The organism is Arcticibacter eurypsychrophilus, assembly GCF_001730525.1.
Lineage (GTDB): Bacteria > Bacteroidota > Bacteroidia > Sphingobacteriales > Sphingobacteriaceae > Arcticibacter > Arcticibacter eurypsychrophilus.
In genome coordinates, this window is the sequence record NZ_MDFN01000024.1 from 52,917 (window position 1) to 66,250 (window position 13,334).

General features: G+C 39.4%; 14 protein-coding genes. 6 read left to right on the forward strand and 8 right to left on the reverse strand.

The features are described from left to right. Positions 1 to 45: 45 nt before the first annotated feature. From BFL47_RS13655 to BFL47_RS20510, 4 genes are all read right to left on the reverse strand, one after another. A complete protein-coding gene (locus BFL47_RS13655) occupies positions 46 to 435 on the reverse strand; it encodes an HYC_CC_PP family protein (RefSeq protein WP_069660358.1) in 390 nt (129 codons plus the stop codon). 105 nt (positions 436 to 540) lie between these two features. Beyond that, a complete protein-coding gene (gene selD / locus BFL47_RS13660; protein WP_083257186.1) occupies positions 541 to 1,584 on the reverse strand; it encodes a selenide, water dikinase SelD in 1,044 nt (347 codons plus the stop codon). A 9-nt stretch (positions 1,585 to 1,593) separates the two neighbouring features. Beyond that, positions 1,594 to 2,628 carry a tRNA 2-selenouridine(34) synthase MnmH gene (mnmH, locus tag BFL47_RS13665; RefSeq protein WP_069660360.1) on the reverse strand — a complete coding sequence of 345 codons (1,035 nt, stop codon included), beginning with the start codon at positions 2,626 to 2,628 and terminating at the stop codon, positions 1,594 to 1,596. Between the two features lie 74 nt (positions 2,629 to 2,702). Further along, positions 2,703 to 2,819, reverse strand: coding sequence for a SnoaL-like domain-containing protein (locus BFL47_RS20510; protein WP_394332410.1), 117 nt, complete (start codon positions 2,817 to 2,819; stop codon positions 2,703 to 2,705). A gap of 94 nt (positions 2,820 to 2,913) precedes the next feature. Between BFL47_RS20510 and BFL47_RS13670 the strand changes: the two genes are divergently transcribed. Then, complete coding sequence (locus BFL47_RS13670) at positions 2,914 to 3,174, forward strand: DUF6364 family protein (protein WP_069660361.1); 261 nt, start codon at positions 2,914 to 2,916, stop codon at positions 3,172 to 3,174. Positions 3,175 to 3,230: 56 nt separating this feature from the next. On the opposite strand, the gene BFL47_RS13675 is transcribed toward BFL47_RS13670, so the two are convergent. The 3 genes from BFL47_RS13675 to BFL47_RS13685 form a co-directional block, all read right to left on the reverse strand. Continuing rightward, positions 3,231 to 3,731 carry a GNAT family N-acetyltransferase gene (locus tag BFL47_RS13675; protein ID WP_069660362.1) on the reverse strand — a complete coding sequence of 167 codons (501 nt, stop codon included), beginning with the start codon at positions 3,729 to 3,731 and terminating at the stop codon, positions 3,231 to 3,233. Beyond that, complete coding sequence (locus BFL47_RS13680; RefSeq protein WP_069660363.1) at positions 3,728 to 4,024, reverse strand: type II toxin-antitoxin system TacA family antitoxin; 297 nt, start codon at positions 4,022 to 4,024, stop codon at positions 3,728 to 3,730. The genes BFL47_RS13675 and BFL47_RS13680 overlap by 4 nt, the downstream gene beginning before the upstream one ends. A 69-nt stretch (positions 4,025 to 4,093) precedes the next feature. Beyond that, the gene (locus BFL47_RS13685) at positions 4,094 to 5,080 is read right to left on the reverse strand and encodes a hypothetical protein (RefSeq protein WP_069660364.1); all 987 of its coding nucleotides are present in this window, start codon (positions 5,078 to 5,080) and stop codon (positions 4,094 to 4,096) included. Between the two features lie 670 nt (positions 5,081 to 5,750). On the opposite strand from BFL47_RS13685, the gene BFL47_RS13690 reads away from it, so the two are divergent. Beyond that, a complete protein-coding gene (locus BFL47_RS13690) occupies positions 5,751 to 7,346 on the forward strand; it encodes a S41 family peptidase (RefSeq protein ID WP_069660365.1) in 1,596 nt (531 codons plus the stop codon). 22 nt (positions 7,347 to 7,368) lie between these two features. On the opposite strand, the gene BFL47_RS13695 is transcribed toward BFL47_RS13690, so the two are convergent. After that, positions 7,369 to 8,376, reverse strand: coding sequence for a WD40/YVTN/BNR-like repeat-containing protein (locus BFL47_RS13695; protein ID WP_069660366.1), 1,008 nt, complete (start codon positions 8,374 to 8,376; stop codon positions 7,369 to 7,371). 172 nt (positions 8,377 to 8,548) lie between these two features. On the opposite strand from BFL47_RS13695, the gene BFL47_RS13700 reads away from it, so the two are divergent. The 4 genes from BFL47_RS13700 to araA all read left to right on the forward strand — a co-directional run bounded on the left by BFL47_RS13700 (position 8,549) and on the right by araA (position 13,240). Next, positions 8,549 to 9,256, forward strand: a complete 708-nt coding sequence (locus BFL47_RS13700; protein WP_069660367.1) for an NUDIX hydrolase — start codon at positions 8,549 to 8,551, stop codon at positions 9,254 to 9,256. Positions 9,257 to 9,328: 72 nt separating this feature from the next. Beyond that, on the forward strand, positions 9,329 to 11,017 hold the full coding sequence (locus BFL47_RS13705; protein WP_069660368.1) for a ribulokinase: 1,689 nt from the start codon (positions 9,329 to 9,331) through the stop codon (positions 11,015 to 11,017). A gap of 15 nt (positions 11,018 to 11,032) precedes the next feature. Beyond that, positions 11,033 to 11,731, forward strand: a complete 699-nt coding sequence (locus BFL47_RS13710; RefSeq protein ID WP_069660369.1) for an L-ribulose-5-phosphate 4-epimerase — start codon at positions 11,033 to 11,035, stop codon at positions 11,729 to 11,731. Between the two features lie 18 nt (positions 11,732 to 11,749). After that, a complete protein-coding gene (gene araA, locus BFL47_RS13715; protein WP_069660370.1) occupies positions 11,750 to 13,240 on the forward strand; it encodes an L-arabinose isomerase in 1,491 nt (496 codons plus the stop codon). Positions 13,241 to 13,334: the final 94 nt, after the last annotated feature.

Here is a 13,334-nt window from a genome sequence, read left to right on the forward strand (position 1 = left end):
AGTCCATCAAGCAAGAAATAGCTTGATCAAGAGAAGGAATAAATTCTATATACGAAAATTACAGTTACGTAGAAAAGTTGCTGAACTTTGTACGAACGGAGTTGAATTTAATAAGGGAAACTCTTCATGAATGGAAGATATACTTGATTCCTGTAAGGTATAATATTCAGTTTTAACCTCAGTCGGAAGATTATTAAAATGGAAGCTCACATCAGAAATGGTCTTAGCATTATCAACCTTCACTGATTGGTCCTGATGTTTGCAGCAATCTTTAGCCTTATCGGCATTCATTCCACATTTGCTGCATTTAGCAGGTTTAGAAGAGGCCAATCCCATTTCAACCAATTGCCCCATGCAATAATGAAAATGCATAGTTGCTCCTGATGAAACACCAAGATAAAAAACAACTAAGAGGGTAACGAAGAACTTCTTCAAGTGTAAATGAATTTAATTACTGCTGCAAATATAAGTATTTGTTTGAACTATTATTTTAATCAATTCATTGAATTTCCGTGGAAGAACAAAAACATGTTCATTATATTAAATCACTTTAATCACATTTTCACTATTCGCCTCCTCTAACCAGCCAAAGGAAACTACATCCGCCAACCCCTGTTCTTTAAGAAGAGACTCGAATTCTTCAATCCCCTGAGGTTCCACAGCAATCAATAAACCGCCACTAGTTTGAGGATCTGCAAGAATGAACTTCTGCTGATCGGTCAAAATACTAATCTGATGACCATAGCTATTCCAGTTCCTTTCTGTACCACCTGGATAACTATTTTGGCTTAAGTAATAAGGCAAAGAAGGAATTGCCGGAACCTTATCAAACTCGAGGACTGCAGATAAGCCGCTTCCAATACACATTTCAGAAAGATGTCCCAGCAATCCAAAACCCGTTACATCAGTCATCGCTTTTACACTATCCAGTTGACCCAGTATTTGACCTAGTTTATTCAAGGTAACCATACTTTTAAGGGCAATTGCGGCATCTTCAGGAAGCAATATTCCCTTCTTTTGCGCTGTAGACAAGATCCCTACCCCTAACGCCTTTGTTAGATACAGGCGGCAACCCGCTGTAGCAGTTGAATTTTGTTTCAGGTGTTTAATATCCACCATTCCGCTTACAGATAAGCCAAAAACTGGTTCCGGACAATCAATGCTATGCCCACCAGCAAGCGTAATACCTGCATCTGCACAAATAGCCCGGGCGCCATCCAGTACCCTTTGTGCCGTTTCGGGAGGAAGTTTTTCAATAGGCCAGCCTAATATAGCAATAGCCAATACAGGCTTCCCGCCCATCGCATACACATCACTGATTGCATTTGCAGAAGCTATCCGACCAAAATCATAGGCATCATCCACAATCGGCATAAAAAAATCAGTAGTTGAAATTAGTGCCGTACCATTGCCTAAGTCAAACACCGCCGCATCATCCCTTTTATCATTACCCACCAAAAGACGAGGATCTGTTACAGCAGGAACACTACTATGCAGAATGGTATCAAGTATAGCGGGACTGATCTTGCATCCACATCCTGCACCGTGTGAGTATTGAGTAAGTTTTATATCTTTAAAATCCATTATTGTCATTTATATTATCTTTTTGGAGTCTATGGTATTCAAAATTTTACCAGCATCAGCTACTAAATCAATCCTGTCTATATGTACTGAAACAACGTCTTTTTTATTTCGCTTACTTAGTGCAGTATTGTACGTTTTATCATAATACACTAGTACGATACGGATAAAGTCAGCCATCCGATTTTCCGCTATAGCTTGAATGGCAAGTTTAGTCTGTTCCAAACCTAATCGTTTTTTTATCCGTTCCGTACATGATATCAAAAAGCTTTGATCTAAAACACCATATTCATCGACCAGCATTTCAACCCTTTTTTCCTGAGGGACATAAATATTTACTAATAACGAATCACGCATTTGATCCCAAAAAGGGTGAGGTATACATCGTTGACCTATGGTTAAACTTTCATCCTCTATCCAGGTACGTTGACCCGGATCAAGTTTATTGAGCTGAGCAGCTAAATTATTCTCAAACTGTTCCTGTGTAGGCTGAATCATGGTACTCATTGATCCATAAGCTGATCCCTGATGTTGAGCTAAACCTTCCAGATCGATCACTTGCTCATTTAAAGACATGAGCTGATGTAATATTTTTGTTTTACCGGAGCCTGTCATGCCACCCAAAACAGTCAGCAGATACGGTTTCTCAAACTGTTCGATAGTCCACTTCCTGTAATTTTTATAGCCTCCTTCAATAAGATAAACTTCAAAGCCATATAAATTAAGTGCCCATGCCATCGCGCCACTTCTCATTCCTCCTCGCCAGCAATGAACGCCAATCTTCTTCAACGGTGCAATTTCCAAAGCTTGTTTTATAAAGCCCGACCACTTGCTACCCGTCAGGTCAAAACCTAACAATATAGCCTGTTCTCTTCCAACCTGTTTGTAGGTAGTTCCAACAATGACTCGTTCTTCATTGGTGAATAAAGGTATATTGAACGCCCCTGGAATTTTACCCTGCTCAAACTCTGCAGGAGTTCTGACATCAACTAAGGGTATAGCATTAGGTAGACTGATAAAATCATTAATGGAAATTGGGTTGATCATTATCTTGATTTGACGCAAATATGCGCAAATATAAGACTTGAATCATAAAGCATTGTAAAGCTAAAATAGGTTCATTACCCCGGCATGCTATAGATAAACTCTTCAGTAACAATTTTCCCTTCCTTCACTTTATACACACAAACCTCACTCATAGCCATTCTGCCATGCTGTTTAATAATGTAATTAACCAATTGCTAAATATGATAAAGGAGGTTTTTAGCAACATGATAAGGTTAAGTTCATTTGCCTCACTAAAACACGTATCTTTATAAAAACACACCTAGTTTGACAACAAAGTTGACATTAACCGTAGATGAGAACGTCATTAAAAAAGCGAAGTCCTACTCCAAGCAAACAGGCAGAAGTTTATCAGAGTTAATAGAAAAATATTTGGAAACACTTACTGAGGTACACTATGATGCAGAGCACATTTCCCCTAAGCTGAAGAAAGTAGTGGGTCCGGTTAAGCTGCCTGCAAATTTTAACGAGAAAAAGAACTTGGAGCTTATTTCGAAAGCAAGCATTTATGAAGAATGTGTTTGTTGATACAAATATTCTGATTGGCCTTCTTGCTGGCAGACTTTCATTCAGTCCTGTTTTACTTAAAAGGTTAATTCTGCAATGTCAGCCATTGGCAGGAACATTTTACCACTATCAGGCAAAACGATAAATCCGAATTTTTCATAAAAGGCAACAGCATCACTATCTAATGGGTCAACGATAACACCAATAGATCCTAAGCTATGGTTGGCAATTTCATAACTTCGTTTAAGTGCATCTACTAATATAATACTCCCCAATCCTTGGCCTTTAAACTTTATATCAATCGCAAGTCTTCCCAGTAATGTAACTCGCAAGACCTCATAAGATTGCGGCATCTTTCTTTTAATTGCTTTGGGTATCAACTTAGAAGGTATAGATGCGTTTGAAAGTGTATAATATCCCCTGATGGTCGTTTCGTCGAAAAGGACGAATACAACACATAATTTACGTTTAACATCCTGGCTTGCTTGTGTATGCAGATAATTATCTAGCATCTCTTTACCACATCTAAAATCCTTTTTGTTTAATAAAGAATTTAGTAGCTCGATTTTAACGCTCATTTTTTCTTTTGTATGAACGCATTATACCTTTCTGCAGCATCAAGTAATTTTTGATTGGGTCCAGATGGGTTCAGGATAGCATTAAAAAATATCTCCCGATCTTTTTCCGATGCGAGTATAGTGTTGTGTTCTTGAATGATAGCTGTCGCTTTCTCATGAACTGTATTAATAATAAAATCGGTAAGCGTACGAAACCCTCCCAAACTTGCTGCATACTCAAATAGTTCTTTCTGAGCTTTTGGTATTTTGGCATCAAATCTTGATTTTGCTGGTGTTGTTATTTGCTTCTCCATAAAATGAATAATCTGTAATACAATTATACGGAAATAATACGTATGTATTATGAATAAAAAAAGTTGAGTCTATTGTTTTCTAAAATAAACCCGCTCTTTCAAAGAAATACCAGCATTTGTCTCTTTTTCTTTAATCTTAGGAGTTGATAGTACCGATTTTATATTGAGTTCAACAGTTTGTTTGGTAGTTTTATTTGCCAGTCCCAGCATGAGTAAATTGCCTTTATAAAACATTCCTTTGATTTTTTCTTCTCTGCCCGGATAGTGGGATGGCAGTGTAATAAACTCTTTTGTAGGATAATCAGATGGCTTTTCAGATTGAAAAACACCAATGATTGCGCAAGGACTGAACGCTGCACTATTCAGCAGGATGCTTTCATTGGTTTGGCTAACAGTTGAGTACAACATCAGTGACATACTGACTAGTGCCAAACAGTCTTCTGGAACTGTTTCTGTAAATGTGATTACTTGTTCTTCGATGGTTTGATAGCCTTCCAAATCCACATCCTGAAAGCCCAGGTTTTCATAATACTCTTCCCTGAAGTTAAATGCAACCAAAATTAGCCTTATGCGGTGTTTCATATAGGCTCCGCTTGCATTTTTAGGTCTTTTGATGTCGGTTTTGGTGTTTAAAGGACCGAGGGTAACACTTACCAAACCCTCTAAACTTTTACTTACCGAGTGGCTTATCTGCAACACTTCATGCAATTTGCTATTGGTATTGAAGTCCAATCCCTGTAATAAAGAAAGGTTTCCATCATGCAGATCCCTCTTCCCTTTCTCTCCAGTCACATTATTCAACAGAGACCGGTACACCAGTTGCGTACTCCTGTAAGCTGCCGTACCATCCTTAAAAAAATAAGCCGGTTTAAATGCCTCCCTTATAACTGCGGCTGCAGAACTTGAAAGTCCAAACTCGGTAGCGCTCCTGATGGTTTTTTCAGTTTGCTTAAATTTCTTTGCTTTGCCCTGGATGATGTTCTTTCCCCGGTACTCACGGTAAATTACTGAACCTGCTGTTCCGTGTACCATTCCTTTATTATCTATTCTAGCCATACTCTTTTATAATTTGCATAAAGTAATAGCTAATAAATCTTAGGACCGAAAGTTGAGCAAAATCTTCTCAACTCTTCTTGAATAAGGTATGATTATGCGCTTTTTACGCATTTTTCGATTCTATTTAAAATTCCAGTTTAGACCTAAACAGGATAGCAATTATAGTCAATGCGATTCAGAGCAAAATCCTACTGGTAAATTTCTGGTGCAAGTCCGACTTAAATAAGCTACAGTGGGACTTACATCAGAGTTAAACCCCTATCATTTTAGAAACATATAACAGAAAATAAAAATCTATTTTAACTACGAACAGCCGAAGGGCTTAACCGGGATTTCGCATCTTCCTATTTCCTTGTATCCCGATTAAAATGTGCCAACCACGATCGTATTATCATTCTTTGCCTCTATGATCGCAGGATTCTATCGATACAAAACGCTTATTGGTCGGTACATGGAAGAAACATAAGATTTCTTTGCTAACTTCAACGAATCTATTGATTCTTTATCCTACACTAAGTTTGGATGGATATTTGATCATGGATTTGTAATAAGGGGATCTCTGGCAATAATATTTACGCTGTTTATAACACTAAGTGATGATTTATCACGTATATATTGCAAAGAAAATTTTAATATTCACACACATTTCTGACCTGGATAACTAATATATATGAACACCAAAAAGACCAAATCTTTAACCTACATCTTATCTTTAGCCGTTATAGCACTTAGTACCACTACAAGTTGCAAAAAAGATAAGGAAACGCCATCCAGGTCGGATATAGAACGAGTCGAAAAAATTACCGACTCCATATTTCTTTATGCAAAGGAGGCTTATTTATGGAATACCTCATTGCCAACTTACGAAGTATTTAATCCAAGGCAATATGTGCAATCAGATGAAGAAGCAGGATTTAATGCGGAGCTATTAAAAATCACCAAATATCCAATAAATCCGTCCACAGGAGTTTCTTATGAAGAGGTAGCAAAATATCCTTCTGAAACCAAATACAGTTTTATCAGCAATACTGATAACGACAACCCAATCGCTTTTGTTGGTAATGCTAAAAGTTCTGTAGACCTTGAAGGAAATGGATATGATCTTGGGATAGACATTAAATTATATGGAACCGAAACAAACTTTGATGTTTTTGTAACTGACGTTGCCCGTAACTCTCCAGCTGAAAAGGCTGGTATTATGCGCGGAGATGAGATTACTTCTATTAACGGTACTGCAGTTGGTAATAATTTTGATGCTCAGGAAGATTTATTGAATAATACTTTTTACAATGATAAAGTAACCCCTGCTACTTTAAAAGGAATAAAACGAGATGGTTCTGCATTAAGTGCTGTACTTAGTGTGAGTTCATATAAGGGAAATCCAATTTCAAAAGACACCATTTACACTGCAGGTGCGAAGAAAATAGGGTACATGGCATACTCATCCTTTACTACTCTTGATAAAAATTCCAAGCCAGTTCTTGATGCAGTGTTTAGCAAATTTGCTACTGCAGGAGTTACAGATTTAATTATCGATTTGCGTTATAATGGTGGTGGTTATGTAACTACTGCTCAATACCTGGCAAATTTGATAGCTCCTATAAGCATCGATAACAGCGTCATGTTTTCCGAGCACTATAACAAGAACATGCAGGATAAAAACATTCCGCTTCTTAGCAAGAAACCTTATCTAAATGATGATAATACAATTCGGTATTCGGGTGGAAAAATGGTTACTTATGCAGATATTCCTTACTCAGTAGCTGAAAATACAATTTTATTTGATAAGCAAGGTCTACTGAACAACATTCGCAACGTTGTTTTTATTGTCTCTTCGAGCACTGCATCTGCCAGTGAACTGGTAATTAATAGTTTAAAACCGTATATGAATGTTCAGCTGGTGGGCGAGCAGACTTATGGCAAACCAGTTGGCTTTTTCCCTATAAAGATAGATAAATACGATGTTTATCTGAGTATGTTTGAATCCCGGAATAAGAACGATGAAGCGGATTATTATCAAGGTTTTACCCCGGATGAACCTGCTTCCGATAATGTTTCTTATTTGTTGGGTGATAGAAATGAGAACTCCATTAATGCTGCTTATAAATATTTGGTAAATGGTGCTTTTCCTGGTATTTCGTCAAGCTCTACATCTTCCATAAAAACCTCCAGAGGTGCAATACTTAAGCCTTTTACAGAAGCAAACAAAAAACTTCCAGCTAAAGGATTTAGAGGTATGATTGAAGATCGAATTAAAACGAAATAGAGGCTTCAAAATTCGGATCGTATTAAAGAGTCAATATCGCTACTTTTCCGTTATTGCCTGCTATTACTGCGGTTTTTGACTTTTTCAATACGCCAACGACGTTATAACTTTGAGCTGATAGATTGATCCATGTATTTCCACCATCTTTAGAGAGGTCTGTACCCGAGGTGCCTGTTGCAATTAACGTCTGTTTATCCAAGTAGGTTATGCAGGAACGGAAGCCCCAAGGATTTATCTTAGCCTTTTGCCAGCTACGACCGCCGTTACTGGTCATCATGAGGTTATTGACCCGTACAGTATTGTTTTTATAGTCGCCTCCGGTTATTACACCTGTTTTTGCATTCCAAAAACCTATGGAATAAGCACCCTGCGTACTTGCTCCTTGTGTCATTAAGGTATTAAAAACCTCCCAGCTTTTTCCCTGATCGGAAGAGTAATATACGCGCGATTTGCTACCTCCCGTAATAATCCAGGTTTTTCCATTATTCTGCGTTTTGATTCCGGTATTACTGGCGGCAAAACTGGCTTCTCCTTGTTCCAGCGGGATGTTTAGGTTTTCTGATATATTCATCCAGTGCTTACCTCCGTCTTCCGTTTTAAGCAATTGCATTTTTCCTTCTATAGGGTCTCCGTACACCAATCCCTGCTGATCGTTGTAAAAGCTGATGCCATCAAGGAATATTTCCTTTGAATCGTTTCGATAGGTTTCAGTCCAGTTTGTTCCGCCGTCTTCGGTATAAAGGATCAGACCGGGAGTTCCGGAACTCATCACTACGGCTTTTGTAGCTGAAAAGGCTTTTATGCCTCTAAAATCAAATGCCTTATATTTTGCGGATTGCTTCCAGGACCAGTTATTTCCTCCGTCTTTGCTAGTTGCTGTCCAGCCATTACTTCCGCTCAGCCAGACCATCAAGGGGTTAACAACACTCATGCCTCGAATACTTGATTCGGGACCTCCTTCAATAGGCTGAAAGGTTTGTGCAATGAGATGGATTGGGAAGAATGCAAGGAATAAGATGATTTTGTTCATAAGAAAACTGAGAAGAAGCAATTTGAGAATAATAAGGCAAACTCAAAAGTATTTATTTGTCATTGAACGAAAGAAAATGAAATTAATAAAGTATTAATGTAATAAAAAACTGAAATTTCTTATCTTTCGATTCTATTTATTGAAAGTACCTTAAATGACCATAAACCCATTCATGAACAAATATTCTAAACAAACTCGACAACTTATAGCAGTTGACTGTATCATTTTCGGTTTTGATGGGGAAAACCTAAAGTTATTAGTGATTCATCGTGGATTTGAACCTGAAATGGGCAAATGGAGTGTCGTAGGCGGTTTTCTGCAAGCTGATGAAAGTCCGGAAGACTCTGCTGCCAGGATCTTGAAACAGCTGACTGGTTTGGAAGGTGTATATATGCAGCAGCTGGAAGCTTTTGGTGATCCAAAACGTGATCCTATGGAACGGGTGTTGAGTATCACTTATTTCGCCCTAATCGATATTGATCAATATACCGAACAGCTGAGTGAAGAATATAAGCCGGAATGGTTTCTTTTGAAAGAGCGACCAGAGTTAATTTTTGATCATAATGCTATGGTGGAAGCGGCATTGAAGAAAATAAGATACAAAGCCGCCCTACACCCTGTACTGTTTGAACTCCTACCAGAGAAGTTTACTCTACCCCATTTACAAGCCTTGTATACAGCTGTATATGACGTTGAATTTGATAAACGGAATTTTAGCAGAAAGGTACTGTCAGCAAATCTTTTGATCAAACAGAAGGAAAAAGATAAAGAAGGCTCAAAGAAAGGTGCCTTTTATTATATGCTGGATAAATCACAATATAAAGACAAACTGCAGTCTTTTTTAAACTTCGTACCAAGTCCGAATAATTTTCTTTTATAAAATTGCATGCTTTTCCAATAGTAATATTTATTTTTGAGTCAATTAAGTGTTAGTTAGACACGAATACCAATTATGTCTTCAAAAAAATTTGTTATTGGAGTAGATTACGGAACTGATTCTGTACGTTCAGTTATCGTTAATGCAGACAGTGGACAGGAAGTTGCTGCCTCTGTATTTTATTATCCGCAATGGAAGAAAGGTGCTTTCTGTGATGCAGAGAAGAATCAGTTCAGGCAACATCCTGCAGATTATATCGCAGGACTGGAACATACTATAAAAGATTGCTTGACGAAGGCTGGTGCTGAAGTAGCGGTTCAGGTGAAGGCTATTTCGGTGGATACCACCGGATCAACTCCTGTGGCGGTTAACAAGGCTGGTACCCCTCTTGGGCTTCTTCCGGAGTTTAAGGACAATCCAAACGCCATGTTTGTGCTCTGGAAAGATCATACCGGCGTGAAAGAGGCCGCTGAAATAAATGAGATTGCTACAAAATTTCCTGTTAATTACTTGCAGTATGTGGGTGGAATCTATTCTTCTGAATGGTTCTGGTCTAAGTTGCTGCATGTGCTGCGTGAAGATAAAGCGGTTCGTGCTGCTTGCTACTCCTGGGTAGAGCAGTGTGACTGGATTCCCTACTTATTAACGGGTGGAGAGAATGTGGATGAAATTAAACGTGGCGTTTGTTCTGCTGGCCATAAGTCATTGTGGAATGAATCTTTTGGTGGTTTTCCTCCTGAAGAGTTTTTCGTAGCACTTGATCCGCTGTTGGAAGGTTACGCTTCGCGGTTATCCAGCAAAACATATACTTCCTCTGATAAAGCTGGGAATTTAAGTCCGGAATGGGCTGAACGTTTAGGCCTAAATACAGATGTTGTAATCGGTATTGGTGCTTTTGATGCGCATATGGGTGCTGTAGGTGGACAAATTGAACCATATTACCTGAGTAAAGTAATGGGAACGTCTACTTGCGATATGCTGGTTGCTCCTGCTTCGGAAGTGGAAGGGATTTTAGTAAATGGAATTTGCGGACAGGTTAATGGCTCTATTATTCCGGGAATGATTGGTATGGAAGCAGGTCAGTCTGCTTTTGGAGATGCTTACGCCTGGTTTAAGAATGTGCTTTTATGGCCGGTTAAGAATCTTTTGGCTCAATCTGGGCTTCTTGATGCTGCCACTGTAGCGCAGGTGATTGAAGATCTGGATGGTCGGATCATTCCTGAACTGAGCAGACTTGCCGCTTTGCTACCGATAGAAGAAAATGGTGAACTGGCTATTGAATGGTTAAACGGAAGGCGTACGCCTGATGCTAACCAGGCTCTTACGGGTGCATTCTTAGGATTGGACCTTGGTAGTGATGCAGTAACGATGTTTCGTTCTTTAGTGGAAGCTACGTGTTTTGGTGCGAAGAAAATTGTGGATCGTTTCAATGAGCAAGGGGTTCCTGTAAAGGGACTGATTGGTCTGGGTGGTGTAGCAAAGAAATCACCGTTCATCATGCAAATGATGGCTGACGTGATGAATATGCCTATCCGGATTCATAAATCGGAACAAACCTGTGCAATTGGTGCGGCTATGTTTGCTGCTACTGCGGCTGGGATCTATGATAAGGTGGAAGATGCCATGGCTGCAATGGGTCAGGGTTTTGATGCTGAATATCTTCCTAATCCTGAGTTGGTTCCCCTATATGCGAAACGTTATGAAAAGTATGGCCATGCGGGACATGCTATTGAGGAACTGATGAGCAATCAGGTACATGCTTAAGTTGAAAATATAATTATGAGTAAATACGATCACATTAAACAAACTGCATATGAAACAAATATGCAGTTACCTAAACTGGGTCTGGTACTTTTTACATTTGGAAATGTAAGTGCTGCGGACCGGTCTTTAGGGGTATTCGCTATTAAACCCAGCGGTGTGCCTTATGAGGAACTGACGCCGGAGAAAATGGTCATTGTTGATTTTGATGGCAAAACGGTGGAAGGAACTTTGCGGCCTTCTTCGGATACGCAAACGCATGCGGTATTGTATAAACACTGGGAAGGAATCAATGGGATTGTTCATACGCACTCTACTTATGCTACGGCATGGGCTCAGAGTCAGCGGGATATTCCAATCTTTGGTACTACACATGCCGATCATATTACCGTAGATGTTCCTTGTGCTCCTCCAATGGAGGATGTCATGATTGAGGGTGACTACGAATATCAGACAGGCTTTCAAATCATGAACTGCTTTAAGGATAAAGGGCTGAGTTATGAGGAAGTTGAGATGATCCTGGTAGGTAATCATGCTCCATTTACATGGGGTAAAACGGCAGAAAAGGCAGTTTACAATAGCGCAGTGCTAGAAACAGTGGCTCAGATGGCTTTGTTAACGGAGCAAATCAACTTTGGTGCACCCAGATTGAAGGATGCGCTGATTAAAAAGCACTATGAGCGTAAGCATGGTGCCAATTCTTATTACGGACAATAATTCTATTAATATAAAACTATGTTAGATTTAAAAAAGTTTGAAATTTGGTTTGTTACTGGAAGTCAGGACCTATATGGTGAAGAAACCTTAAAACAGGTTGCAGCGCATTCTGAAGAGATTGCCGGATCCTTAAATCATGCTTCGCAGATTCCTGTGCGGGTGGTTTTTAAACCAACAGTAAAGAGTACAGAAGAAATTTATCGTATTTGTCAGGAAGCGAATGTTGCTGAAAACTGTATCGGGATCATTACCTGGATGCATACTTTCTCTCCTGCTAAGATGTGGATCAATGGTCTGAAGATTCTTCAAAAACCATTGTTGCACTTGCACACGCAGTTTAACCGTGACATTCCTTGGGCTACCATGAATATGGATTTCATGAACTTAAACCAAAGTGCACATGGTGACCGTGAATTTGGATTTATTGTTTCCAGAATGCGGATTGAGCGTAAGGTTGTTGTTGGACACTGGAAAGATGAAGGTGTGCTGGATCAGATAAACGAATGGAGCCGTGCTGCTGCGGGATGGAATGATTGGCAAGGTGCTAAGTTTGTTCGTTTTGGCGACAATATGCGCTATGTTGCGGTAACTGATGGCGATAAAGTAGAGGCGGAATTAAAGTTCGGTTTCTCCGTTAATACCTATGGTATTGGTGATCTTGTTGCTGTGATTAACCAGGTGAGCGATGGTGAAATTGATAAGCTGACTGCTGAGTATGTGGAACGTTATGCGGTTATGGCCTCTTTATTAAAGGGTGGCGATCAGCATTCTTCTTTACGTGAAGCTGCAAAGATTGAAATTGGAATGCGTCACTTCCTGGTAGACGGTGGATTTAAAGGATTCTCTGATACTTTTGAAGATCTGCATGGTATGGCTCAACTTCCGGGTATTGCTGCTCAGCGCCTGATGAATGATGGTTATGGTTTTGCTGGTGAAGGGGACTGGAAAACTGCTGCATTAGTACGCGCAATGAAAGTAATGGGGAGCGGATTAAAGGGTGGTAATGCCTTTATGGAGGATTATACCTATCATTTTGATCCTGCAAATCCAATGGTTCTGGGATCGCATATGTTAGAGGTTTGTGAGTCTATCGCAGATGGAAAGCCTTCATGTGAAGTTCATCCTTTAGGTATTGGCGGTAAGGCTGATCCTGTTCGTTTAGTGTTTAATGTAGCTGGTGGACCTGCTATTAATGCTTCAATCGTGGATATGGGAAACCGTTTCCGGATGTTGGTGAATGAAGTTGAAGCTGTTGCTCCTGAGCATGATCTTCCGAATCTTCCTGTAGCACGTGTGCTTTGGAAACCATATCCTGATTTGAAAACCGGTTGTGCGGCATGGATCCTTGCGGGTGGTGCGCATCATACTGGTTATAGTCAGAACTTAACTTCTGAGCACATGCAGGATTTTGCTGAAATGGCTGGAATTGAATTTGTGAAGATTGGTAAGGAAACTAATTTGTATCAGCTTAAAAATGAGTTGCGTTGGAGCGAGGTTGCTTATAAATAATGCTTGCTTTAAGATAGAGGAGAGTTTGTGACTTTCTTATTTAAAATCCTCCAGATTATTGTTGCTTTGGTAGCTATAATCCGGAGGATTTTTA